At 51.8% G+C, this 24634-nt stretch carries 21 protein-coding genes and 8 riboswitches; of the genes, 3 read left to right on the top strand and 18 right to left on the bottom strand.

Going from position 1 to position 24634, the window contains the following annotated elements; genetic code table 11:
• Positions 1-31: 31 nt before the first annotated feature.
• The 3 genes from L7E55_RS14405 (at position 32) to L7E55_RS14395 (ending at position 1903) form a co-directional block, all read left to right on the top strand.
• Positions 32-265: a hypothetical protein gene (locus L7E55_RS14405; RefSeq protein ID WP_277445004.1), complete on the top strand. Its 234-nt coding sequence runs from the start codon at positions 32-34 to the stop codon at positions 263-265.
• A gap of 16 nt (positions 266-281) precedes the next feature.
• Positions 282-1115 (top strand): amino acid kinase family protein, encoded by an 834-nt coding sequence (locus L7E55_RS14400; RefSeq protein WP_277445003.1) that lies wholly within the window; start codon positions 282-284, stop codon positions 1113-1115.
• Between the two features lie 203 nt (positions 1116-1318).
• A complete protein-coding gene (locus tag L7E55_RS14395; protein ID WP_277445002.1) occupies positions 1319-1903 on the top strand; it encodes a LysM peptidoglycan-binding domain-containing protein in 585 nt (194 codons plus the stop codon).
• A gap of 31 nt (positions 1904-1934) precedes the next feature.
• Here the strand turns inward: L7E55_RS14395 and L7E55_RS14390 are convergent, their stop codons facing one another.
• The 18 genes from L7E55_RS14390 to tsaA form a co-directional block, all read right to left on the bottom strand.
• Positions 1935-2684 (bottom strand): hypothetical protein, encoded by a 750-nt coding sequence (locus L7E55_RS14390; protein WP_277445001.1) that lies wholly within the window; start codon positions 2682-2684, stop codon positions 1935-1937.
• Between the two features lie 129 nt (positions 2685-2813).
• Complete coding sequence (locus L7E55_RS14385) at positions 2814-3134, bottom strand: hypothetical protein (RefSeq protein WP_277445000.1); 321 nt, start codon at positions 3132-3134, stop codon at positions 2814-2816.
• Between the two features lie 16 nt (positions 3135-3150).
• Positions 3151-3270, bottom strand: a riboswitch (molybdenum cofactor riboswitch).
• Positions 3271-3321: 51 nt separating this feature from the next.
• Positions 3322-3443: riboswitch (molybdenum cofactor riboswitch) on the bottom strand.
• A gap of 70 nt (positions 3444-3513) precedes the next feature.
• Positions 3514-5049: an S-layer homology domain-containing protein gene (locus tag L7E55_RS14380; protein ID WP_277444999.1), complete on the bottom strand. Its 1536-nt coding sequence runs from the start codon at positions 5047-5049 to the stop codon at positions 3514-3516.
• A gap of 95 nt (positions 5050-5144) precedes the next feature.
• Entirely contained in the window at positions 5145-5375 is a 231-nt protein-coding gene (locus L7E55_RS17780; RefSeq protein WP_420852054.1) for a type II toxin-antitoxin system HicA family toxin, read from the bottom strand.
• Positions 5372-5593, bottom strand: a complete 222-nt coding sequence (locus L7E55_RS14375; protein WP_277444998.1) for a type II toxin-antitoxin system HicB family antitoxin — start codon at positions 5591-5593, stop codon at positions 5372-5374. The genes L7E55_RS17780 and L7E55_RS14375 overlap by 4 nt, the downstream gene beginning before the upstream one ends.
• A 199-nt stretch (positions 5594-5792) precedes the next feature.
• Complete coding sequence (locus tag L7E55_RS14370) at positions 5793-11678, bottom strand: DUF7948 domain-containing protein (RefSeq protein WP_277444997.1); 5886 nt, start codon at positions 11676-11678, stop codon at positions 5793-5795.
• 216 nt (positions 11679-11894) lie between these two features.
• A riboswitch (molybdenum cofactor riboswitch) is annotated at positions 11895-12037 on the bottom strand.
• Positions 12038-12267: 230 nt separating this feature from the next.
• A complete protein-coding gene (locus tag L7E55_RS14365; protein WP_277444996.1) occupies positions 12268-13566 on the bottom strand; it encodes a fibronectin type III domain-containing protein in 1299 nt (432 codons plus the stop codon).
• A gap of 236 nt (positions 13567-13802) precedes the next feature.
• A riboswitch (molybdenum cofactor riboswitch) is annotated at positions 13803-13922 on the bottom strand.
• Positions 13923-14204: 282 nt separating this feature from the next.
• Positions 14205-14322: riboswitch (molybdenum cofactor riboswitch) on the bottom strand.
• A gap of 183 nt (positions 14323-14505) precedes the next feature.
• Positions 14506-15423, bottom strand: coding sequence for an Ig-like domain-containing domain (locus L7E55_RS14360; RefSeq protein WP_277444995.1), 918 nt, complete (start codon positions 15421-15423; stop codon positions 14506-14508).
• Between the two features lie 84 nt (positions 15424-15507).
• A complete protein-coding gene (locus tag L7E55_RS14355; protein ID WP_277444994.1) occupies positions 15508-16332 on the bottom strand; it encodes an energy-coupling factor transporter transmembrane component T family protein in 825 nt (274 codons plus the stop codon).
• The gene (locus L7E55_RS14350) at positions 16329-17189 is read right to left on the bottom strand and encodes an energy-coupling factor transporter ATPase (RefSeq protein ID WP_277444993.1); all 861 of its coding nucleotides are present in this window, start codon (positions 17187-17189) and stop codon (positions 16329-16331) included. The genes L7E55_RS14355 and L7E55_RS14350 overlap by 4 nt, the downstream gene beginning before the upstream one ends.
• Entirely contained in the window at positions 17177-18010 is an 834-nt protein-coding gene (locus L7E55_RS14345; RefSeq protein WP_277444992.1) for an energy-coupling factor transporter ATPase, read from the bottom strand. Before L7E55_RS14345 ends, L7E55_RS14350 begins: the two co-directional genes overlap by 13 nt.
• Positions 18011-18592 (bottom strand): hypothetical protein, encoded by a 582-nt coding sequence (locus tag L7E55_RS14340; protein WP_277444990.1) that lies wholly within the window; start codon positions 18590-18592, stop codon positions 18011-18013.
• Positions 18593-18608: 16 nt separating this feature from the next.
• Positions 18609-19046 carry a hypothetical protein gene (locus tag L7E55_RS14335; RefSeq protein WP_277444989.1) on the bottom strand — a complete coding sequence of 146 codons (438 nt, stop codon included), beginning with the start codon at positions 19044-19046 and terminating at the stop codon, positions 18609-18611.
• Positions 19047-19064: 18 nt separating this feature from the next.
• On the bottom strand, positions 19065-19319 hold the full coding sequence (locus L7E55_RS14330) for a hypothetical protein (protein WP_277444987.1): 255 nt from the start codon (positions 19317-19319) through the stop codon (positions 19065-19067).
• Positions 19320-19379: 60 nt separating this feature from the next.
• Entirely contained in the window at positions 19380-21521 is a 2142-nt protein-coding gene (locus tag L7E55_RS14325; protein WP_277444986.1) for a heterodisulfide reductase-related iron-sulfur binding cluster, read from the bottom strand.
• Positions 21511-21630: riboswitch (molybdenum cofactor riboswitch) on the bottom strand. Its footprint overlaps the gene before it by 11 nt.
• A gap of 39 nt (positions 21631-21669) precedes the next feature.
• Positions 21670-21792: riboswitch (molybdenum cofactor riboswitch) on the bottom strand.
• A 58-nt stretch (positions 21793-21850) separates the two neighbouring features.
• Positions 21851-22018, bottom strand: coding sequence for a hypothetical protein (locus L7E55_RS14320; protein ID WP_277444985.1), 168 nt, complete (start codon positions 22016-22018; stop codon positions 21851-21853).
• A gap of 95 nt (positions 22019-22113) precedes the next feature.
• Positions 22114-23343 carry a transposase gene (locus L7E55_RS14315; RefSeq protein ID WP_277444984.1) on the bottom strand — a complete coding sequence of 410 codons (1230 nt, stop codon included), beginning with the start codon at positions 23341-23343 and terminating at the stop codon, positions 22114-22116.
• Between the two features lie 33 nt (positions 23344-23376).
• Positions 23377-24192, bottom strand: coding sequence for a tRNA (N6-threonylcarbamoyladenosine(37)-N6)-methyltransferase TrmO (gene tsaA, locus L7E55_RS14310; RefSeq protein WP_277444983.1), 816 nt, complete (start codon positions 24190-24192; stop codon positions 23377-23379).
• Positions 24193-24367: 175 nt separating this feature from the next.
• Positions 24368-24487, bottom strand: a riboswitch (molybdenum cofactor riboswitch).
• Positions 24488-24634 lie beyond the last annotated feature (147 nt).

Below are 24634 nucleotides of genomic sequence, written 5' to 3'. Positions count from 1 at the left end.
GATAATCACCAAAATAGTGGAGGTGAATAATATGGCAGGTGCAAAAATTTTTGTTCGTGAGCGGCGCAAAGTAGGAGAAAAAGAGAAACAGCCGCGTTATTTTGTGGTGGCCGTGGCGGGCGTGGATCTAAAGATCAAGGCAAAGCATATCAGGAAAATGGAAATAGAAGAGATCGCCGGCGTCATAGGGGCTGACGTTGTATACCTGAAGGCCGGGAAAGACAACAAGGAAGATGATGACCTCGATGACGACGACAATGAATAAAAAAGAAGGTTAGAATATGGCTCTGATCCGTGAAAAGGATAGTAAAAGGCTGCATGTCAAAAGCAAGCTGATGGGCGAGACCCTCGTGGGCAAGACATTTTTAAAAAGTCTGGAGTACAGGGAACCGTTTAAAATCTTGCCCGACGTGAATGTGCTTAAAATCGGCGGCCAGAGTATTACCGACATGGGGGCTAAATCAGTCCTGCCGATTATAAAAGAGATTGTCGAAAACGCCGGCAAACACAAAATGATCATCGCGACCGGTGGTGGAACCCGCTCCAGGCACGCTTACGCCATCGCCATGGAACTGGGTATGCCAACAGGGATAATATCAAAGCTGGGCCAGAGCATATCCGAGCAAAATGCCCTGATGATAAGCATGCTGCTGCTGCCTCACGGGGGGATCAAGGTCGGACACGACGACATTCCAAAACTGGGCGCCTATTTTAACCAGGGCTGCATTCCGGTGATTCACGGCATGCCGCCGTATGGGTACTGGGAGCACCCGCCGGAGGAAGGCCGCATTCCCAGCAACCGCACCGATGTCGGGACGTTTTTACTTGCTGAGGTGATTGGAGCCAGGCATTGCATTCTGATTAAAGACGTTGACGGTTTGTATGCGAACAATCCGAAAGTAGATCCGGATGCCGAATTCATTCCAAAGATTGGCGCTAAAGAGTTGCTGGACAGGGACCAGGACGACCTGGTCGTGGAAAGGGTTGTGCTGGAGCTGCTCACCCGTTCCCAGAACATGAAACAAATTCAAATTGTCAACGGCCTCAAAGAAGGCAACATCACCAGAGCTTTAAACGGTGAATATGTGGGTACCATCATATACAAAGACAAGTAAACAGAATACATTCTTAGGAACATTCATCGGGGACATCCAAACGTTTAAGAGGTTTGTCCCTTTTTCTTTTTCCGTCAAACCCCGCACAGCTTTGGGTAATTTTTTCACCTTAAAGTAAGGCCGCAGTTTCGTTATAGTAACCTATTTAGAACCCTTGCCATAAAATATTACAACATTTAACAATCCGGCAAGGGGGTTTTATCTTGAATTACACTGTGCAAGCGGGAGAAACCTTATTTCTTATCGCTCAAAAATACGGCGTAACCCTGGACGCCTTGATCGCGGCCAATCCTCAGTTAGCGGACCCGGGCCTTATTTTCCCGGGACAGGTAATCAACATACCGGCGCCGGGTCCGGCGACAAGTCCTTTTCCCGCCGGCGCCGGTAAAGAAATGCCGGGAGCGCCGGGTCGAAAGCCGTTGCATTTCATTTCAATAACCGAAGGCGGCAGGGATGTCCGGGGAGCCTCAAATGTACCCGTAAAACCAAAGTTTACCCTGAGATTTGATAAGAATGTTGTAAACAGCAAGGTCTGGGAGAATAACGTAAAAAGCTTCACTCTCGTCTCTCAACGCAATGAAAATGTTCCTTTAAATGTTACAAAGGTTGATGACACCGTTGATTTTTCCTTAAGACAATATATTTATATCGAACCTGTAAATCCTCTTACTCCAGGCACAACTTACACATTGAGCATTTCACCGGGGCTGATGTCATTGGCCGGCGAAACTCTCGGCCAGAGCACTTCCGGCCAAGCTGTGACGATAACATTCAGGACCGCGGGTTAGACCGCGCCGCTTGGCGGAATATATCAGCATATTAATATTTTCTTAACTGCTCTTTGGTACATGTTTGCCACAGGGCGTCTATTTTCTCTTCCGCGCCGGCGGGGAATACAAACAGTACAAACTTGCCTTCCAGCAAAACAGGCTTTACCGTCTTCCCCAGCCTGACCGTCTCATCATTATTCAGCGCCGCCCCATCAAGAACTCTCACCACGTCAACACAGGTTTGGGAGATGATGTCGCGGACGCTGATCACGCCGCTTGCATTTTTTATTTTAAGTTTACCCCTCAAGCGGCCGTCGTTGCCGCTCAGGCGCAGTCCCGCCCCGGCCAGCGCCCCGATCACGCCTTGGCCGTCGCCGCCGTGCTCAGACAGGTGTATCCCAAGCTGTTGGGCAAGATTATAAGCTTCCTGTTTGCTTACAACGGTTTCCTTGGCTTTGCGGCCAAAATCGATCAGGAGCCCGGGCTTGCTTAACCGTTCAGGCACGGCAACGCACAGGCCGGGGTCCGATCCTTCAGCGCTTTCCTGAGACAAAAAATCTGAAGCGAAATCGATTAGAACATCAAGATAAGGTTCAGCTATTTCGGCTTCAAAACACATTGAACTATTGTGGGATGTGTACGGGATGTCAGGGTGTACAAGCAACTGGTGCCGGGTCACCCCGTAGCTCTTTCCCCACCCCAGTTCTTCCATGGTCTCCGATATTTTAGCCGCCAGTTCTCCTGTTCCCCAGTCGCTGTCGATATTGTCGGTGTCGTCAATACACACAATTATTCGCACTTTACCGAAAAACCTCCCTCTTCCGTTCGTATTATACGAATACGCTGCAATCATTGCATATTATCAAAAGTCATTCTAATTAATACTTATATGTTTTAATTCATTCGACATGTAAATAATTATTAAGTGTCAGAGCATAACCGGAAAGTTCTTGAAACAACTGAATCCGGGGCGCGTCCACCTGCGGTAGCGGCAGTTGTAGCAGGTCAGCACGCCTTCCAGGTAGATTTCCTCTTCAACATCATCCTTGTAAAACGAACAGGATGTGGCGAAAACCACGGTCGCGTTAATGCTGTTGTCTCCTGGAAAACATTTTGCCCCACCCGTTTCCTCCATGCTTTTTGATAACACTTCCCTTGTATCCATGATAGTAAACTCTTCACCCCTTTTTGAATTATTTATCTCAACCCCGCTAAAAAGCAATGCCGGGCAAGCTTTGCGAAAATACAAAGTTTGCCCGGCACAGCAGCCAGGTCAAAACTCTCCTTCTCGCAATGGAAGGTATACTGGTTTCCCGGTACGCCCTGCCGGCCGAAAACCATGGCTCAAAAGCTTTAGGTCTTTAGGCTCGGAGAGTAGTATAAAGAATTCCTGAGTAAAAATAAAAGCTTTGCCCGCTGTAAAAAAGGACAAAGCTTTCTTTCTAAAAACTCCTCCTTTCCGCACCGGGAGGTACGGGGGTTTCCCATCCGTACCCTAACGGCTTGGCTACCGTACCTTGTTTGCTTAGGTATGCCAAGCTCGGAGATTCTTTCACACAATATACTTATTCAACACCAACAAACAATTTCCTGCCAGTTTGCAATTTTTTTTATCAATATCGTTCTGCTTATCTGGGCAGCTTGAGGGCGTTCATGATCACTGTGGCCGCCTCGGCCCTGGTAGCCTGGCCCTGCGGCAGGAAGGTATTGCCAGGATACCCGCTAATCACGCCGTTTCGTACCGCCACGGCCACATCCCCGGTGGCCCAGGGAGAAATGTCCGCGCTGTCCGCGAAGGATGTTCCCTGGGAATATAGCGTGGTAAGCCTGGCGGCCTTGACGATCATCGCGGCCATCTGCTCGCGGGTGATTAGGTCGTCCGGCCCGAAGGTATCTTCGTCGTAACCGCCAGCAATCCCGTGGGACACTGCCGTGGCGATGTTGTCTTTGGCCCAGTGATTCCTTGTATCGCTGAAAATTTTGCCGCTTTGGGGCGCCAGGTTGAACGCTTTTACCAGCATGGTGGCGAATTCCGCCCTGGTAATGGTGGCATCGGGCTTAAAGCTGCCGTCGGGGTAGCCGCTGGTCACCTTCAATTCCACCAGTTTCTTGATGCTTGCTTCCGCCCAGTTGCCGGCGGTATCGCTGAAGGTTCCCGGACTGGACGCCTTCGCCACGGCAAACACGGCGAACTTGGCAAAGTGGTTCACCTGCGCGGAGATATCTGAGCCTGCCACGGCGCCGCCGAGGTTGACCCACTTGCCAGCCGCCTCATCGTAGGCGAAAATAGCCGGGCTTTCACCCGCGTCAACCACTGCCGGGTTGAAGCCGAGGGTCAGGGTGACATTCTTGGCAAAGGTGTAAGCGGATTTCCCCCCCACCGTGCACTCGAATACGTCACCGGCCTTTTTGGCATCCGCAGGAGCCGCCGGGGGCGTGTCCGCCTTGCGCACGCTAACTGCCACAGGATCGGCGCCGTTAAGCGCGTTGGCGGGGATCACCACCTTGGCATCACCACCCAAGCCCACCGTCCCGCCGCCCGCCGGGTTAACCATGGCCGAGCCGGTGGTGGAATTGGCGGGGGCGGGCGCCGGTTTACCGGAAGCGGTGGTAAAATCCACTTCCTGCTGCACGCCCGCCGACATGCCGTTGTTGCTGGTCAGGGCCGGGCCGACGATAATCTTGTAAGAACTGGACGGCTGCAAAGGAAACTGGGGCGCCACAAAGAGGTAGTTTCTATTTTTGTCCGAAGGAGTGCCGTCGCCCGCCCGGCTGACTTTGATGCCGACGCTTTTATTGGAGGCGTCCAGCAGTTGAAATACGTTTTGGTTTTTGCTAAAGCGGGCGTCCACCGCGACGTTGGTGGCAAATTTGATCCCGATGGCCACATTTTCGTCAAAGACATAAGGCACCCGGGTGAGCTTCCAGGGCGCCGCGGTGAGTTTTTCTCCAATAGGGCCGGGCGGGGTGGTGTTGCTGCCGGGGTCGTAACTATACACGCCGCACTCGGTAATGAGCGGCAGGTTTTTACCGCCCCCGGTGCCGCCGCCGGTGCCTTTGCCGCCTTCAGCGAAGGCAGCCAGGCCGAACACCGCGCCCTGCAAAAGCATTATAATGGTGCATAAAACAACAATCAGTGGTTTGAATCTCATTTTCAATCTCATTTCCCTTTTCCCCCATACTATGCTTATTACCATGAACCGGGGCATATTTTTATTCTTTTGCAGCCGTTACCGGCCAGTTGTTAATAGATGTGATTTTATATATTATTTCTTAGTTCATCTAAAGTAATTTTGGCTGTACGCAATATTGTAGTGAGAGTACCAGGTGGAATGGTCTCTCCTTTATGCACAGCCACAATTGCTAGCCGTGAGTGATCTTCTCGATGATATAGAAAACGGTGACTGCCCTTCTTTCTATGCACATAGAACCCAATCCGTTGTAAAGCCCGGATAAGCTCCAGGCCGGTAATTTGGGGAAGGTGGCTCATATGGCTACCTCTATTTTTGTAAAAATGCTTTTGTCAGCAGGGATGGGTTTCCCCTCTTCTTTTAGCACTTCTAAATATAGTTCTACGGCCTCTTTGATACGCTCTAATGCTTCCTCCCTCGTGTTACCCCACGTTACACATCCGGGAAGGGCCGGAACCTCGACTGTCCAACGGCCATCATTTTCGGGGATCAAACGGGCACAATACTGTTGAGTCACTGTGGTCACCTCGTTCTTCATCATTGTTGATTATATTTTATCCATTCTTAAACGAGTTGTCACGGTATGGATAGTCATAATCCTAGAAAAAGTGTTATTATTTATAATAAGTCTGAAAACTTTAAAGCAGAGGGAACCCGTAAGGATTCCCTCTGCCTGCATTTTAATTCAATCCGGCCTCAGCGCCGCCTGCCTGTGCTCAGTGGATCTGCAGGCGTAGGGCGTTGACTATCACCGTCACGGCCTCGGCCCTTTTGGCACTGCCCTGGGGCTGGAAGGTGTTATCCGGATAACCCTTCATGATCCCGTACTTGACCGCCGTGGCGACAGCGGACTTGGCCCAGACAGAGATGCCATCGCTGTCCGCGAACGTGGCTTCCTCATTCACCGCTTCCGGCTTCGCGGCCTTGACAATCATCACGGTCATCTGCTCGCGGGTGATCAGGTCGTCCGGTCCGAAGCTGCCGTCCTCGTAGCCACTGACAATGCCGAAGACAGCCGCCGTGGAAATGTAGTCCTTGGCCCAGTGCGCGGCGGTGTCTTGAAACACCCTGCCGTTCCTGAGGTCGAGCTTGAAGGCCTTCACCAGCACGGTGGCGAACTCGGCCCTGGTGATGGTGTTGTCCGGCTTGAAGGTGCCGTTGGGGTAGCCGCTGACCGCACCCAGTTCCACCAGTTTCCTGATATTGGCTTCGGCCCAGTGGCCGGCGATGTCGGTCAGGGTGCCCGGCGCGACCACGGGAACTTCCGTCTTCTTCACGGCGAACACGGCGAATTTGGTGAAGTGGTTCACCTGTACGGTAACGGTATTGCCGGTTATCGTGCCGCCGAGGCTGACCCAATTTTTCTGTGACTCGTCGTAGTAATACACGGCCGCTGTTTCGTCTGGACCGATGGCCGCCGGGTCAAAGCTCAGGGTGATGGCGACGTTGGAATTAAAAGTATAGGTGGACTGGTCGCCTACGGTGAACTCGTAAACCTTGCCGGCGATCTTGAAGCCGGAAGGAGCCGCCGGGGGCGAGGTCACCTCCTTGACGGTTACTGTAACTGAAGATGTTTCTTTAAGTGCGTTTTTAGGTATGATCACTCTGGCTTTATCACCCAGGCCCACCGCCGCCCCGAGGGCCGGGTCAACCGAACCGCTGCCGGTGGTGTAGACGGGGGCGTCGGGGTCGAGAACAGGGATATCGTCGGGAGGTGAGGTACCTCCCGCAACGGTGAAGTTGATGGTCACGTCGCTGCCCAAGGTGTTGCCGTTGTTGGCGACCAGATTCTTGCTGATGATGATTTTGTACGTCTTACCTGGGGTAAGGTTACTTACCGGGGTGATATACACGTGCTGTCTTTCATCAAAGTTAACATCATTTCTTACATGAGTAACGCTGATTTGTACGCTAACACCATTGCTGTCCTGCATGGTAAAACACTGCTCGTTGGCGGGCCAGATTAACTCGGTAGTAACGTTCTTGTCAAAGACGAGTCTGATCACGGGCTTGACTGGTACGTTAGATTTCCCTTCAATCTCATCGGTGAAGCTGGAGGTACTGCCGGTGAGAGTGGTCAGGGCGCTTACAAAATTCAGCGGTTTATCGCCCGTCCCGGTCACATATTTTTCCGGGCCGTCCGTGCTCCAGTGGCCGGCGTTGTCGCCCGCCTCCACCTTGAACGTATGCGGCCCCTGGACATTGGTGACTTTATAGAGCCTGGGGCTGCTGCCTACTTCTGCGATCTTGCCTCCGTCCATATAAATCTTGTAGCCGATTATACCCATGTCATCAACGGCTGGAGTCCAGCTGAGGTCCACATCGGAGCCGACCTTCTCACCGGTTAAAGTGCTGCCGCTCGGCCAGGTGGGAGGACCTGTGTCAGTACTGCTGCCGCTATCGGAGTTGGTTTGGGTATATGTGACGAACCGGGTGAAGTGCTTGGTCCAGATCACGAGATCTGAGCCGTCGTCAATTTTGCCGTCCCCGCCGGCCGGCAGCGCATCTCCGGCGGCTTGCGTGTTCTCGGCCATGACCGTGCTGATCTTGGTAAAGGTGATGCCCCTGACGTATCCGGCGTCTTTCCTAGCCTGTCCGGGAATGATTATCTTAACTGCATTATCGAAGGTCAGCGGAATATCTCCGAAACCGATCTCGACGGCGGCATTCACCGTCGCGGTCCTGCCTTGGTCGGCCGTCACCGCCACGGAGTTGTTGGGCTTGACGGTGGGCACGTTGATGGTGCCGTCCCAGGACGCAGGAGCGCTGATTGTAACTCCAGCCGGGATTTGTACCTGTACCGGACTCGCGTTAATTGTGGTGTTGGCATTTATCGTAACCGCCGGCAGCGCGCTGGTCGTTACCGTACCACCCGCCGGGGCGCCCAAAAACGCCGATACGTTAATCGTCGCGTCCGTAACGCTGCCGGGAACCGTCACCGTAGTACCGGAAGGTGTGCCGCCGGTGATCAGCAAGTCTTTACTGCCGGCGGCGACGGTCACGTCGCCGGTAACAGCGGGTGCCGTAGTAAAGAGGATGTCGCGTTCGTATCCCATGGGGCCGCGATCAGTATTTTTGGCTATTAGATTACCGCTGATAATGATTTTATACTGTACGCCGGGCGTCAGATCATTTAAGGGAGATACGAAAATATTGTTTCTTTCTTGGAAATTAATCGTGTCTTTCGGCGTACTGGCCGTTTCAAGGTCCGGTATCCTGAACACGTTAACAGGCACACTTTGTCCAGCATTTTCACCGGAAGCAATCTGCAGGCTGATGCAGTTCTTGTTGGAATAGGTGCTGTTATCCCAAACACCGTCGTTGACCACGTTATTGGAAAAGATCAGCTTAATCGTGGGCCTTAGCGGCACACCGCTATTCCCCTCAATGGCAACTCTGGTGGTGGATGACGGGGGAGTGCCGCTGATGGTGGTCAGGTAGGCGCAGGAAAGGTATGTGCCTGCTCCAGGCGAGATCGTGCTGGATGGACCATTGGCACTTACATTGCCGACCCTGTCGAAAGCTTCGATTTTGCAATAGTAACCCTGGCCGGTGGTCAGGCCGGTGAAGGTATATTTTGTAATGGATGCGTCGTCAACGTTGGTGATCACCGGGTCAACAGGCACTCCATTATTCGTAGCGGTGGCCATAATGATCTTGTAACCGGCCAAACCACTCCCGTTGTCTGTGGCAGCGGGCCAGCTGATGCGAATACTTGTGTCGGAAAGAGAAACATACGAAAGTTTGCCATCAATCGGCCAGAAGGGCGGCACTATATCGACGTCCGCTGCTGTGGTGACGTCAACGCTGGGACCGTCGGTGCTATAATTGCCCAACGCGTCGAACGCCTGCACTCGGAAAGTGTATGGAGTGCTTGCAGTCAGGCCGGTGATGTTATATGTCGTGTCCCCGTAGACGGTAGCGACAACGCTACCGCTGCCGATGATCTGGTAGCCCGCCACTCCCACGTTATCCTGGGCGTCAGACCAGGTCAGGGACACACTGTTTTTGGTAATGCCGGAAGGCGTCAAGCTGCCGTTAGTCCAGTAAGGTGGGGTGGTATCGGGCTCGGCCGGGGTCGAGGCATTGGCTGTCGGCCCGCCGGTGCTCCAGTTGTTGCCGGCGTCGACGGCTTCCACCCTGAAGTTGTAAGTGGCGCTGCTGTTCAGGCCAGTGAGGTTGTATTGCACCAGGCCGCCCGCCTGCGTATACGTCGCGCTGCTCACGGTATAGGCCACCGCGCCGTCCTGGTAAATCTGATAGCCGGTCACCCCCACGTTATCCGAGGCGGGAGTCCAGGTCAGGGTGAGCCCGCTGTAAGTCACGTTGGAAACGGTCAGCGAACCTCCGTCAACCCAGACGGGCGCGGTGGTGTCGGCAGGACCGTCATGAGTCAGGTCCCCGGTGAACTTGGCAACGAAGGCGTCACTGGCGCCGCTAAGCGAAGGTTGGCATGCGCCGGTAGTAATCGGGAAGCCGCTGGCGGCGGGCAACCCGGTCAGGTAGACGTTGCCCCAGGCGTCCAGCGTCATGTCATAGGGTGTATCATTGCTGTTGGCCCCCCCGAAGTATGTGGAGGCGAGCAGGCCTGACGGGTCGCTGGCCGTCCTGGTCAGGTCGCCCTTCATCCTGCTGATGACGATGTCGGTGCCGCTGGTGCCGTTTCTAGCCGTGCTGTAGGCCCCAGCAGAGCACGGGTAGGAACTAGGACTCGAAGAAGTACCTTCAATATATAAATTGCCACCGGAATCCAAAACTATTTTCCTCAGTGTATCGGCGACGCTCGTGCCGAGATAGGTCGCGGCGAGCCGCTGGGTCAGGCCGCCGTTCAGCTCGGCGATGAACATCTCATTGACGCCGTTGCTGCCCGTCTGGTAGGCTGAGGCGTAGCCAGGGCCGGCGGAGACAAAATCAGTTTCTGTCGTATATCCGCCGGCGTATACCACCGTGTTCCCGCCGGCGTCCTTGCCCAGGGCAATTGAAACGAGGGTTTCGCCGCCGCTACCGGTGCCGAGGTAGGTGGAGGCCAGGAGGTTGGCCAGATTGTTATCCAACTCGGATACAAAACTCTGGAGGTTGGCATTTGTGTTTTTTACCTGGTTATAAGCGCCCGGGGTGACCGGCAAGTTTTTTGACGCGTTATATACAGTATTTCCTGCCACGTAGACATTGTCGCTGCTGTCGATGGACATGCAATATATGGTAGTTGCGGCCGCGCCGCCCAGGTAGGTGGAGGCGCGTAGTTCGGACAGGTCGGGGCTAAACTTGGAGATGAACCCGTCGGTAATCGCGGTGGTTGCTTTGTGCGCCTGCTGGTAGGCGCTGGAGGTGGTGGGTAAATTCCCGTCCATGTACGTTGTCCCGGCCACGAAGACGTTGCCCTGGCTGTCTATACCAATGGCGTTTGGCCGGTCATTGTCAGCGCCCCCCAAATAGGTGGCAGACTTGAGCTGGGAGAGGTCGCCGCTCAGCCTGGCAACGAAAATGTCGCTGGATGAATGCGTGTCAACGTAACCTTGATATGCCCCGCCCGGGTGGGGAAAGTCGGGCGACATGGTGTACCCGGTCAGGTAGACTTCGCCCGACGGGGCGACCGCCAGGCAATTGCCGGTATTATTAATTGAATCGGCAGCGCTCCCGCCCAGATAGGTGGCCGCGAGGAGCCGGGTGAGGTCGGGGCTCATTTTGGCCACGAACATGTCACCGTTGGCGGTGTCTATTTGTGTATTCCCGAAACCCTGCGACGCGCCCGGGAAGGTCGGCGACTTGGTGGTGCCCGCCACGTAGACGTACCCGTACTTGTCCAGGGCGATGCAGTAGCCCGTTTCCGCCCCGCTGCCGCCCAGGAAGGTGGAACCCAGCAGCGGGTCGATCACCAGGGGACAGGCGCGGTTATACTCGCCTAGTTCAAAGCCGTAACTGCCGCCGTTTACCACGTAAGCGACATTAACTTCAACGCGCTGCCCGCCGATTTCCTGGTAGGCGGACGGGCGGGTCATTTCGACCGTGCCTAATTTTGTGGACAGCTCCAGCTCGCCCCGGTCATTGACGGTGAGCTTGTCCGCGCCGGTAACTTTAACCGCGATGGCGGCAGGGTCGCCGCCGGGGGCCACGGTAAAGATTTTCTCCACGTTGTCGCCGTGAGCTTTAAGGTTCACGCTGATCTTGTCGTAAACCTCGCCCAGGGTGATCATGCCGTAAGACGGCAGGTTGGTCCGCCACTTGCCGCTGTCGTCGCCGAGGTAGTAGTTGACGGAGGCGCCCGGTTCTCCCACCGGGGCCGGCGCCAGCGCCCTGGCCCCGGCAAACTCCTCTCTTACCGCCCAGCCACCGTCTTCACCTTTGGGCAAGGCGTAAGTTAGGCCGTCATTAGTGACAAAGACGGTTCCAGCGAAAGTGCCGGCGTAAAACTTAACTCGCTCGTCTTTAATCTGGCCCTCGTTTGGCAAGAAGGGCACTTGGACGGAGGCCATTTTCGCCTGCATCTCCGGGGTAGCGCCGCCGGCCGCGGCTGTTACGGCGCTACCCGCCAGAGCGAAGGTCCCACCTAGGCAGAGCAGCGCCGCGGTTAACAAACCAATAATTAATTTTCTGAAGCGCAAAATGATATCACTTCCTTTGCTAATGGTGTTGCCGCCGGGCAAAATAACCGATGACTTTTACGAATCTTCCGATGAATTTTCCTGTTCAAATCGCTCCTGGCTAAATCCGGCATCTACATCATGGTTTACCCAACTATCACCCCCCCCAAAAAAATCTCTAGTCAATCTCCCGCAAACAAAAAACAGCCGTGTACGGAAAACGCACACAGCCGTTGAAGATAACTGGCACTAGACCCTTTCCGCACTGGGAGGCATACCCTTTTCAAGGTATACCCTATCGGTCAGCCGCCATAGCCCTTAAAGCCAAGGATAATGTGCCAAATAGCCACAGGCGGGTAGACTCGGGTGGTGGTATGAAATTGTTAGTTTCCGGTAAACATTGGTTGAAAAGCAATAAACCAGTATGTCATAAGTCAAATAGCCACAGGCGGGTTACTCGGATGATATGATACTGATCTGGTTCTATGAACATATACCATGATATTCTACATTGTGGAACAAATTCCTACCCGCTTAAAAAAATTTGTCTAGGTAGGAAAACCCCGGTCTGACGGCCGGGGCTGAGAATAACAGCTCATTTCACCTGATTTTAAGAGGTCGTAGCACCTGATCCGGCCGCGGAAAAACCCGCTTCAAGGGTGTAGGTGGTATTCTTGGGCACGACTCGGAAGTAATAAGTGGTAAGAGGGCTTAGCTCATATGCACTATTATCCGAAGTGTCCCCGGCCACGAATGAGAAAGGAGCGGTACCGGTGATGTCACTTACATTAAGTTTCGTAAAGCCCGTCCACTGGTTGGTGGAATAGTAGACGTCATACGCTTCGGTTGCGCTAGAATTGGTGATGCCGCTGGCGTTCCAGTGCACTGTCAGCGTGGTGCTGGTTGGAGTATCAACCGTGGGCCTGTTGTCCAACCAGGCGGGGAGGTCGTTGCTAAGTGAGCTGAAACTGAGCTGGTTGTTGGTTATTTGGGCATGGGTCCAGGAATTGCCGCTTATGTCAGTGACAGGCGGCACGTCCAGGGTATAGCTGTGGGTGCCGGCGGAATAATCCCGGTTATAGCAGGTATTGGTATTGCCCTGGACCGTCTCGGGGAAGAAGAAGAAGGTGTTCGCGGTATTGGCAAATGGCTTGTAATTCTCGGCACCTGAAACGGCGTAGGCATCGATAGTGTCGTCATAGACAACTGCCGTACCGCCTTTTTTATAGTTTGCCACCAGGCCGTTGGGATCACTTAAACTTAATAAGGTGGCGGCAGTGGTGGAGTTGACGGGCCGGTCAAAAATGACGCCCACGTTGGGCTCATAAGGCACGTTTGAGGTGCCCACAGTGTAGGTGACAACTGGCGCAACACTATCACTGAAAGCATTGTCATTTGCAGGAGTGACGTTTAAAGGAGTCCTGAAAGTGAAGGTGAAGTCGCTCCTGTTCCGGTAGTTGCCCAGGGTCAAAAGATTGTCGTCAGCAACGGTAGCCGCTTTGATCGTCACGTCGTAAAGCTCGTTGAAAGCCAGCGCGTTATCAAAGGTCAGGGTTACGGTCGTCCCCTTGTTGAGGTTGCTGTCGCTAATACCGCTGCAGCCGCTTCCCGAATTCTTGGAGTAACTGAACGACGGGTTAGAGCTGTCATATTGCCTTGTAACTATAAACTGGCTCGAATCAAATTCATTGGTGTTAACTGATTGCTTACTGAAGAAGATCTTTAAGGTTTTGGTGCTTTGCGTGTAACTGTAGCCGTTGCAGTTAAACGCCTTGTTGCCCGCGCCGCTGCCGTTGCCGTTGTAGTTCAGGGCGAAAGCACCCGGGGCAAATGAAGCGAACAGCATAGTCGCTCCCACCAACAGGGAGACTATTTTGGCGCTCTTTTTGAAAAACCTGCTTTTAAACATGAACTTTTCCCTCCTAAAAATATTTTTTTTCAATCGGTTACCCTTTTATTGCCTTTGTTTTACCTTTTTCCTCATCACTTCCGGCAACGTATTTGTGACAACAAATTCGCCTTCGGCAACCTTAGGGCATATAGCGCTACGGCCCTAATACCATCGCTAATGTATGTCCAAAGGTCACTTATATAAAAATGATGCCGGGCAAGCTTTGCGAAAAACAAAGTTCGCCCGGCATCATAAGCCAGATCAAAAACTCTCCTTTTCGCAATGGAAGGCACGTTAGTTTCCCGGCGCACCCTGCAGGCCCAAAAACCATGGTTATACGCTTTAGGTTAATTGACTCGGAAAGAAATATTTAAGTTTAAAAATACAAATTATTTAATTTAATGAATAATTAAGTCATATTAACAGATAAATCCTTAGTATTGAACATATTTTATCTGCAATGTCTTAATCTGTAAATAAGTATTAGGTCTTAAATTAATATGGACAATAGTCCCGCTTTTTGAAATATAATCCTATATTACCATAACAAATCGCTCTCTTATTTATGCCTAAACCCACTTTATCCACACATCACGAAAAGAATAATTTCAATTAAAAATAAAAGCTTTGTCCGGTTAATAAAAAAGACAAAGCTTTCTTCTTAAAAAACCTATCCTTTCCATACCGGGAGGCTTAACCGTTTCCAGTTAAACCCTGAAGGTCTGCCGCCATAGCCGTAGCCACAGGCGGTTAGACTCGGATAAAATTATTAAATTTTCGTCCCTAGCGGTGGTAAATTAATCTTCATTTACCACTATGATAATCAATATGGTTTATTTTATCATACAACTGATGAGAAATATGTCATTCCATGTCGACGAAAAATCTTTTGCAAAAAAATTGCAAAAGATTTTTAGATTAAGACAAACTATTGCTATCTTAGAGTCGGTGTTACAATTAACTCCTTTTTTTCTTCTTGACAAACAATTCCACCACTATCCAGCCGGCGATTAAAACGACGGTCAGGATAGTCAGCAAATTGGTGTAATCCAGTCCCATACCGGCTTGCGCGGGGCTCTCCGGCTTTCCTGTCTGCCCGGATGCCGCGCTTTCCCCGCTTGTATTCCCGGCAACTTGCTGCTGCCCGGCTGCCGCCGCTCCCGGCGACTTGTTTTCCTGACCGGTATTTGCCTCATTGCCGCCGGCGTTGGCCTGGAGCTGCGCGGTCTCACTGTTTGCTTGTGCGGCGTTCTTTTCGCCCGGCAGGGCAGGCTGGGAATCAGGCGAAGCCGGCTGCTGGGTGGCGGCTGTGGTTTGTGCCGCAGGCTGCGTAACAGGTTTCGTTACCGCCTGTGATATCGCCTGTCCCTGGGTCTTGAAGGAAATGTTTAACCCCTGGCCGGACGTGGTCCCTCCGAGGACGGAAACGCCATTTTTCGCTTTCAGGTCCGGCGACACTTTTAAAGTATATGATGTTCCAGGACTTAAAGGGCTGGACGGCTGGACGAATACGTTGTTTCTCTGGGAAAAATCGATGCTGTCATCCACTTTGGTCACGCTAACGGGGATGTTCTCACCGTTTTCGGAGAACAGGCTGAAGCAATTCTGGTTAATCCCCCAGATGGTGCTGTTGACCACGTTCTTGTCGAACTCCAGCTTGAATTTCGGTTCCGTGGGTACGTCGGCGGCGTCCTGCACATTGCCGCCGCCGTCAACTAGTGTAATTGAAACAAAACTTAACGGCTTTTGACCGGGTATTCCTGGGGAAGATGATTTTTCCCCTCCCTGGGCGGCAAAAGCGGCGGAGGCAAAGAATAAAAACAACAGCAATAAGACGGCTGACTTCACAAAAAGGTTTTTTCTGCCGGCAAACACGGATTATCATCCTTTCTTTCCTCTAAGGTAAGGGGACACACCTCAATTATAGGTATTCTTTTACTGACGAGGAATGTCCCCTAATTAGATCAATACAACTGACAGCACGAAGGCCAGGGAAACAAACCCTATCGCCAGTCTGTCTTTTCCCTTAAAACGCAGGCTGCCGGTTCTGATCCGGCTGGAGCCGCCGGTGTAGCACCTGCTTTCCATGGCGACGGCCAGGTCGTTGGCCCGCTGCAGTGACGCCGCCAGCAGCGGGATCAGGACGGCTGTATAGCTTTTCAGCCTGGTGATAATTTTAGGTGAGTTAAACTGCGCGCCGCGGGACCTCTGGGCGCGCGTTATGGTCTCCGCTTCTTCGATGATGGTCGGAATAAATCTCAAGGCGGTGCTGATAAGCATGGAAAACTGGCTCACGGGTATCCTCAGATAGCGCAGTGGCGAGAGCAGGGACTCGATCCCGGAGGCCAGCTTCAGCGGCGACGTGGTCATAGTCAGCAGGGAGGAAGCCAGGTACAGGATCAGCAGGCGAAAGATCGTGGACGTGCCCAGGGCGATGCCCTCTCTGGTCACACTAACGCCGCCCAGGTGAAAAACCGGCTCGCCAGATGTGAGAATTGCCTGGAAGATAAACGAAAACAGAAACAAGTACCTCAGCTTGCGCAAGCCGCGCAGAATACGGGCTATTTTTACCTGCGACAATAAAATGACCGCTATGATGATGGAGATATTGAGCAGGATCACGTACCACTTGAAATTCATCAATACTGAAAAGATGACGACAAAGCAGCCGATGATCTTGGTCCTGGGGTCAAGCTGGTGGATGACCGAATTGCCCAGGACGAACTGGCCCAGCTTCAGACCTCTCGCTTGTTTTTTTTGTTTCGTTTGTTTCATTTGTTTCATTTGTTTTTTTCCTCAAGGAGTTTTGCTATTTCCAGCTCCGCCTCCGCCAGGGTGACGATTCCGGGGTTTACGTTTTGGCCGCGTCCGGCTAGTGTATAAATTAATTGGAGGTAGTCCGGCAGCATGACGCCGGGCAGGTTCTGGAAACCTTTTTGGCGCAGGACTTCTTCCGTGTCGCCGTAAGCGGCTAATCTCCCTTTTTCCAAAACAGCGACGCGGCCGGCAACCAGGATTATTTCCCTGATGCTGTGAGAAACCATCACTATGGTGATGTGGTCTTCCCGCTGCAGTTTTTTGATCAGCTCCAAGATCATCTCCCGGCCCGAATGATCAAGGCCGGCGGTCGGTTCGTCCAATACCAGGATCTCCGGCCGCATGGCCAGCACGCCCGCTATAGCCACGCGCCTGCGCAGGCCGCCGCTGAGACTGATGGGCGACAGTCCCGCCACTGTGCCCGGTTCCAGGCCGACTTTTTCCAACGCTTCCATTGTTCTGCGCTCAATATCCGCGGAGCCAAGCCCCAGGTTCCTGGGTCCGTAGGACACGTCTTCGAAGACGGTGGCCTCGAAGATCTGCTGCTCAGGGTACTGGAAAACCAGGCCGACCTTTTTCCATAATTCATTCCTGTGTTTTTTGTCGGATGTTTCCCGCCCGCAAACGGTCACTTCCCCGCTGGTTGGGCTGAGCAGTCCGTTAAAGTGCTGGATCAGCGTTGATTTGCCGGAACCGTTCGCTCCCACAACGCCCAGGAACTCGCCCTGGTTTACGGAAAGGGTGATGTCATCCAGGGCTTTTTTTTCGTAAGGAGTGCCGGGCAAGTAGGTATGGGTTAGGTTTTTCACATCTATAATTGACATATATATTCCACCATCTGCCGCATGCTGATGATTTTTTTATCGATTGCGTGGCCGCGTTTTCTCAGGCCGTTGGCCAACTGGACGATTTCGGGCGGTTTTAAACCCGTATTTATGAGGTTTTCTTCTGATGTAAAAACCTCCCACGGCGCTCCTTCGAGGCAAACGGCGCCTTCATTGAGCACAATCAGGCGCTGTGCATGGACGACGTCTTCCATGTTGTGCGAGATCAGGATGATCGTGATGCCGTGCTTTTCGTTCAGTTCTTTTAAGTTCACAATGAGTTCTTCCCTGCCGCGCGGGTCGAGCATGGACGTGGGTTCGTCCAGGACCAGGCAGGCCGGCCGCATGGCCAGGGCTGACGCTATGGTTACTTTTTGTTTCTGGCCGCCGGAAAGCAAGTGCGGGGCGTGATGGCGCAGTTCCGCCAGGCCGACGGACCGCAGCGCCCAGTCGATGCGCTCTTTTACTTCCGCGGGCGGGAGTCTCAGGTTCTCCGGGCCAAAGGCGACATCCTCCTCCACGATGGAACTGATAATCTGGTTGTCGGGGTTTTGAAAGACCATCCCCACCTGGCGCCTGATTTCGTTAAGAGAACTCCTGTCCGCCGTGTCCAGTCCGTTTACATACACCTTGCCCGCCGTGGGTTGAATCAGGCCGTTGATGAGACGGGCGAGGGTGGTTTTCCCGGACCCGTTCATCCCGATCAGCCCGACGTACTCGCCCTGCCGGATGGCCAGGTTTATGTTTTTGAGGGCGCGTTTTTTATCCGAATGGCCGGTGTCGTATTCTTTTGTGACGTCGATCAGTTCAATAATGTTCATTCACTCCCAGGTGGATAATCTTGGCCTCAGCCGCTTGATCAATACCGCGGCGATCAGTCCGCCCGCGGCGCCGAACAAAACATGGGAAGCCGAGGCGAACCCCAGACCCAGGGCGATAAATCCCATCGGCATCTTAAGCAATATTCCCAGAACGAGGTTCGCAACTAATTTCGACAGGCTGGTCAATGTGCCGCAGATGGCGCCGACGAAAGGGTTTTCGAGCTTGTTGTAAAATACCGGGGCGAGAAAGTCGATTAATAACCCCGGAACGAAGTATTTGAAAAATACAAACACTCCTTCTTTCCCCAGCCCCAACAGCACGGCAAGCGCACCTGAAACAATGCCCATGATTATTCCCGCTCCGAACTTGGGGATCAGCCCCTTGCCCAGAACCAGGATCCCCATCCAATATATGCTGGTATGTCCTGGCAGGTGCAGCGGCAGCCTGGTTATGTCCTTGGTGATCGAGATAAGTGTCCCGAACATGGTCAGTCTGAGCACATCGGCCAGTCCGAGCCTGAAAATGAATTTTTCCGCTACCGGCGCTTTTTCCTCCTGGTATTTCTTTGCTGTATCCTCCACCGCAGTTACCTCTTTATCAATTTATTTTGTTGATTTCACTGACATCCTCGACAAGGAAACGTTGATAGTCATTTTTCCGGCACAAGTTAACGGTTCCATGATCCGTAAAGTACAAGAGATAGTCCCTGGTAATCTCGTTCTTATTTGCCTGGAAAACAGATTTGTTGTCCACGCCTTTAACCTCGATTTGATTGAACTCGCCGATGCCCGCCGCTCCCATGGCATACAGCAGGCTCAGACCTTTAGCATCCTTGTCGCCGGGGGACTCCTGATCTTTTAGCGTTTTTAGCACATCGACACCCATGAGAGCGACAAGGTTGTTGTTCTCCTGCATCTTGATCACCGTGGCGGATTTTAGCCCCCGCTCTTTTGAAAGGTTCTCCAACAGGTAGGAACCGGCTACGGCTAAAATAATCAGAACGATGCTGATTATAATTTTTTTATTTAACGACATAACATTACCTCGTTTAGTCTATATAGAATTATTAATTGTCGAGAGTATCACCGGGAAGTTCTTAAAACAGCTGAATCCGGGGCGCGTCCACCTGCGGTAGCGGCAGTTGTAGCAGGTCAGCACGCCTTCCAGGTAGATTTCCTCCTCATTGTCATCCTTGTAAAGCGGGCAGGCTGTGGCAAGCACCATGGTCGCGCGCACATCCTCCCGGCTGCTGTCGTCCCCGAGAAAGCATTTTGTCCCACCCGTTTCCTTCACATATTTTATCAACACTTCTTTTGCCTCCATATAAGTTAAACCTTTCACCCCTTTACAAATTATTCATATCAACAGTTAGAGGCTCATTTCCAGAATTTCAGCTATATCCAGGGTTTTGATACTGTTATTAACGCCTTTAACCTTGATTTGTTCAGAAAGAGTGGCCAAGCAATACGGACAGGTCGTGCAGACCACCTCGGCTCCGGTCGAAAGGGCTTCCCCGGCCCTGTTTTGGCCGATCAAGTTTTCGGGCCCGCTTTTCATCCAAAACCTGCCTCCCCCCGCGCCGCAGCAAAAAGATTTTTCCCTGGAACGGGGCATTTCGGCCAGGCGGACGCCCGGTATGGACTTCAGAATTTCCCGCGGCTCATTATAAAGATTATTGTAACGGCCCAGGTAGCATGAATCGTGACAGGTAATTATTTTGCCGATACTTTTGCCTGGCTTGATCCTGCCTTCGTGCAGCAGGCCGGCTAAAAAAACGGAGTGCGGGATGACTTTATATCTCCCGCCGAACTGGGGATATTCGTTTTTCAAAGTGTTAAAGCAGTGGGTACAGGCAGTTAAAATATTCTTTACATTTAACTTGTTGAAAAGCGATACATTCTTTTGCGCGATCCTTTGGAACAGGTGCTCATTTCCCATCCGGCGGGCCGTCTCGCCGCAGCACCATTCTTCACGTCCGAGCACGGCGAAACTGACGCCTGCTTTCTTCAATATATTAACAAACGCGGCGGCTGCTCTCCCGGCCGTCTCATCGAACGAACCGGCGCAGCCCACAAAATAAAGGTACTGCGCGTCGGGTTTTTCGGCCAGGGTTGGCATCTCCAATTCTTTTGCCAGGTCATATCCGGTTTCGCGGCTGACACCCCAGGGGTTGCCGTAATTTTCCATGCCGGCAATGGCTTGCTTGATTTTCCCAGGCACGTTCTTCCCCGACGAGACAATATAACGGCGCAGGTCGAACAGCCTGGAGGTATGCTCGATCGAGATCGGGCAGGTTTCCATGCACCCCCCGCAGGTGGCGCAGCTCCAAATAAATTCTTCTTCATAGACGTCACCGATGAGGTTTTTCTTCTTGACGCCCTTTTTAGTCTTGTAGGAAATTGAACCTTCCGCCGCTTTTTGCTTTGCAGCTTTTGGATGCCAGACTTTCCGGTTTAAAAGCACCGGGGCAATTTTTTCTATGTGATTGCGCAGGCGGCCGTTGAACCTTTTTGGTTTGGTCGGTTCTTCGCTCTGATGGGCGGGGCAGATTTCATCACAGCGGCCGCATTTTACGCAGGCGTAAGCCTCGAAAAGCTGCTTCCAGGTAAGGTCCTCCAGTTTGCTCGCCCCGTAAGTTTTAACATTTTCGTCGTCAAATTGAATTTTACGCAAAGCGCCCTTTGGTTCCAGCGAGTGCCAGTAGGTGTTGAAAGGGGCGAACACCATATGCAGGTGTTTCGAGTGGGGGATGATGAACAATAATGAGAAAATAGCCAGGTAGTGGGTCCACCAGAAAAACATCCCGGCGGCATGAATTGCATTTTCATTAAAGCCCTCCAGAAACCTTGAAACAGCCGCAGCCAGCGGGGCGGCCCCGCTTAAAGCGGCTCCTTCGCCAAGCGCGAGCCGGGTTCCGTGAAACAGGACTTCCGTTATCGCGATGACCAGGATCAATCCAAGGATTACAAAAACCACGGGAGTGTTCTTCAGCCAGACCGGCTTTTTAACGACCCGCCGCAAAAAGCTGCCGCCGATCCCGAAGATGATTAAAGCGATAAAAATATCTTTGATGAAAAGGTAGCCGGGATTATCTCCGATATAAGGAATACTGGTTTTGAAAAGGCCTTCCGCAACCATATTGGGGATGCCCGGCAACAGGACACAAAAGCCGCACATGATAAACCCGTGCAGAAAACCAAACAGGGGTTTATTCATAATTTTCTTTTGGCCGGCCACATGGGTGAGAAAATATTTCCAGCGTTCAAGCGGGCGGTCAAAACGGTTTTCCGGCCTGCCCAACTTTATGTAGCGGCAGCGCCAATATACCTCGCATAGAAAATAACCTAACGATATGACCATGAGGACAAAAAAAATATAAATCTCCACTTTGCCTTTCCTTTCGGTTAGTGCCTGGTCCTTTACTGCAAAACTTATTCCAGCCATGCAAAAAATAATACCGGGCAAACTCTGCGAAAAAACAAAGTTAGCCCGGCACATAAGCCGGATCAAGAACTCTCCTTTTCGCAATGGGAGACATACCGGTTTCCCGGTACACCCTACCGGCCGAAAACCATGGCTTAAAAGCTTTAGGTCATATGGCTCGGAGAGTAATCATCATTAAAAAATATAAGCTTTGCCCGTTGCAAAAGGACAAAGCTTTTTTCCAAAAACCTCTCCTTTCCGCACCGGGAGGTACAGGAGTTTCCCACCGTACCCTAACGGCCTGGTTACCGTACCCTGCTTTTGTTTAGGTATGCCAGGCTCGGAGAATTCTTTGTTTTATATAACTATTCAACATTAAAAAACAATTTCCTGCCGGGGTATACTTTTTCGTTAACTTATTCTTGCCCTAATTTCAGGCACTTTGTGACACTCTGCTCCTCCGGGAGATGAATCCCGGCAGCTTCTTCGGGCACCCGTGCGTAGTCGCTGCCCGCAGTAAATTGAGGCGTGGCCTCTACCGCATTGAGAGCGTAGTGGGCGACGGATACACCGGGCGGTGCCAAGCCCGTTCCTGCTCCCATTTTGGATTTACAGCTCATGGGGAGCGGGAACACCCTTGCCTTTCGGACTTTAGGGCTTTGTTCGCGCTTATTTCCGCTCAGGCCGTGTATCTTAAAAAGAACTTTTTGCCTATATTTCTTACGGTGTTTAGATCAACACTGCCTTTCTTACCGCATTTACAAGTGAATAACGGTGCGCGCCGGTCTATTTCCGCCCCGCAGCCGGCGCATAACCGGCTTATGTCCTTGGGGTTGACCCGGCTGGTGATTATTCCATACTCCCAGGCTTTGTATTTGGTATAGTGGAATATCCTGCCCCGGAGCCAGTAGGAACGCCTGGAGTTGGCCCGCCTGCTGTATTTGCCCTGCTCGGGTTTAAAACTGTTCGAGTGTTCAAACACGATGATACTCGCTCCGTGTTCCAGGGCAAAGTCCAGTATTCTGCGGGATACCCGGTGGGCTTCATTATCGTCGATGTTATGGATCTTATTCCACAAGGCCTTATTGTCCTGCTCATCCTTGTTTAATGAACCGGTAAGACTGAGCTTGGTTGCGATTATGCCCAAAAGTCGTTTCCTACGGCCGTTTAGGTTATCGCCGCCCCGGATGAACCGGGTGGCTACCTGCGTGCCGTCGCTTTTGAATATACCGCATACCGCCAGCTTGTCGCACGTGTTTAAGTCAACAGCGCAAATTTTAAGGTTTGGGTCTTTAACCTGTTCGGCAACCGACTTAACCGCCGGTTTTTCCTTTTCAACCGGGAAATGCAGCTCAATCCGGTTCTTCTTGATTACTGCGCGAGGGCATCCTATCTTCCAACCGTCCTGAACCCGCCTGCCGGTTAAATGGTACTTCACCCAGCGCCAGGTGCTGCCGTCGTACAACTTCAGCATTATAGACTTGCCGGTGTAGCCTTTGTACTGGCCGGTATAAAACAAAGTGTTGCGCTGCCACTCTCTGGGCGGCACCGGCGGCCTGTATTTAAACTTTTTCCCCTTGGCTTCGGCCTTGGCTTTGGCATCTTTCCATCTTTTCAGCTTGGAGAAGAATGACCGGGCTGCCCCAATGGCGGTGTTTATACAAGCCCGCCGGAACATTGCCGGTATGTCCCATCTTAAAGGGAAAAGTGGTGAAGGGTTGTCTTTGGTCTTGTGGGTCAACCGTTCAAGTTCGGTTAATGCCTTTTTATTGGTTAGTCCGAGTATCAGATCATGCTCCTTGATTATACTGAAGTAAAAAGCTGTAACTTCATTGAACAATCCTTCAGTAAGCTTGAGCCATTCGGGAAAACGGTACTCCAGGGTTTGCTTGATGGTTTTAGTAGGCATTACGCTACCCCCGATATTGCTATTTGGACATGTTCAGACATAGACACCACCATCCTTTCCCAAAACTTTTATTTCCAGGAAATCAGTACTATCAAGGTCCAGCAGTTCTTCCACAGTCGGGTTTCCAACGAGACTTATGGATAATCCCTTTGTGCCATTCGACCAGTTTACAACACTCTTCGCGCTCTCCTGGTATTCAAACCTGGCCGGGTTAGCCAGCCTGGCTCTGGACAACCCCTGAATAGTGTCGGCCAGGCAACCCGACCCTTTAACCGATACCTTAAGCTCCGGGGAGTTAAGCTTGCCAAACTCATCCACAGCCACCATCGCCATGCGAAGGGCAAGTTGAAAATCCCGGCATTCTTCCTGGTGGTGATTATATGCTTGCTTAAACAGCATCCGGTAGCGCATTACTCTGTCTTTTGGTCTTATGTATGGAGCCCGGGGAGAAAAAATAATATCGTGCTCAAAATAGGGCTTAATGTCAACAACGGGTGAGCCGTCGATTGCATCTAAACCCCGCACATGCAGAATGTTATCCTCTACCTTCACCAACTCTACTAAAGAGAGCCCGATAGGATTCGGGCGTCCCGCCGCCCTCAGCCCGAATACGCCGTATTCAGGAGCGTCCGGATTCACTCTGCCTGGAACGGTCCGCAACAGATCGCGCCGCGCCTTGTGGAACCAGGATAAAATCCACAGGTGTGAGTGCGCTTCAATTCCCCATAGCCCCTGAACATACGCGGGGAAAACTTCGATAGTCACGCTGTAGTTTTGTACAGGAATTGTCGCCGGGTCATTGTAAGGAGAATGAACAATCCCCACCGGAGTAATCTGCAACATTTCCATTTATCAGAACCACCTTTTCAAGTTATTTCTAAAGATTCTTCTTTATTGTACTCGGCAGTTCCTTCCTTATCCCTAGAGTATAAAAAAACCTTTCCATAAACGGAAAGGATAATAACAAGCGGTAATAAAAAACGACTTCCGGAGGAAGACGTAATAATTACTCACAGACCATAAGGTCCTGCAGCTTATTGTCTCCTTTCCATAAGGGAGGCATGACCGTTTCCCGCCATACCCAAATGGCCTGCTTGCCATGAGATATACCTTTAGGCAAAAAGGCTCGGAGAAATTTTCTGTTCTTAATTTTTCCTTGCAACAATTATAATCACAGAATAAATTACATGTCAATAAACATTTTAAGTTGTTTTAAGCTGTTTAAACTATTGACAGAAGTCCGGGCATGGCTTATATTAATTAAATAATTGAATATTAGCTGAGACAGATG

The organism is Pelotomaculum isophthalicicum JI (genome assembly GCF_029478095.1).
GTDB classification, from domain to species: domain Bacteria; phylum Bacillota; class Desulfotomaculia; order Desulfotomaculales; family Pelotomaculaceae; genus Pelotomaculum_D; species Pelotomaculum_D isophthalicicum.
The sequence above is the reverse complement of the archived record's forward strand: the minus strand, read 5'-3'. Positions and strand labels throughout refer to the sequence as shown.

Bases quoted from the DNA above. Each gene is read 5' to 3' on its own strand.
- L7E55_RS14355 (WP_277444994.1), bottom strand. From the start codon at position 16,332: ATGAAACAAATGAAACAAACGAAACAAAAAAAACAAGCGAGAGGTCTG.
- L7E55_RS14345 (WP_277444992.1), bottom strand. From the start codon at position 18,010: ATGAACATTATTGAACTGATCGACGTCACAAAAGAATACGACACCGGC.
- L7E55_RS14405 (WP_277445004.1), top strand. From the start codon at position 32: ATGGCAGGTGCAAAAATTTTTGTTCGTGAGCGGCGCAAAGTAGGAGAA.
- L7E55_RS14315 (WP_277444984.1), bottom strand. From the start codon at position 23,343: ATGCCTACTAAAACCATCAAGCAAACCCTGGAGTACCGTTTTCCCGAA.
- L7E55_RS14365 (WP_277444996.1), bottom strand. From the start codon at position 13,566: ATGTTTAAAAGCAGGTTTTTCAAAAAGAGCGCCAAAATAGTCTCCCTG.
- L7E55_RS14335 (WP_277444989.1), bottom strand. From the start codon at position 19,046: ATGTCGTTAAATAAAAAAATTATAATCAGCATCGTTCTGATTATTTTA.
- L7E55_RS17780 (WP_420852054.1), bottom strand. From the start codon at position 5,375: ATGAGCCACCTTCCCCAAATTACCGGCCTGGAGCTTATCCGGGCTTTA.
- L7E55_RS14380 (WP_277444999.1), bottom strand. From the start codon at position 5,049: ATGAGATTGAAAATGAGATTCAAACCACTGATTGTTGTTTTATGCACC.
- L7E55_RS14350 (WP_277444993.1), bottom strand. From the start codon at position 17,189: ATGTCAATTATAGATGTGAAAAACCTAACCCATACCTACTTGCCCGGC.
- tsaA (WP_277444983.1), bottom strand. From the start codon at position 24,192: ATGGAAATGTTGCAGATTACTCCGGTGGGGATTGTTCATTCTCCTTAC.
- L7E55_RS14400 (WP_277445003.1), top strand. From the start codon at position 282: ATGGCTCTGATCCGTGAAAAGGATAGTAAAAGGCTGCATGTCAAAAGC.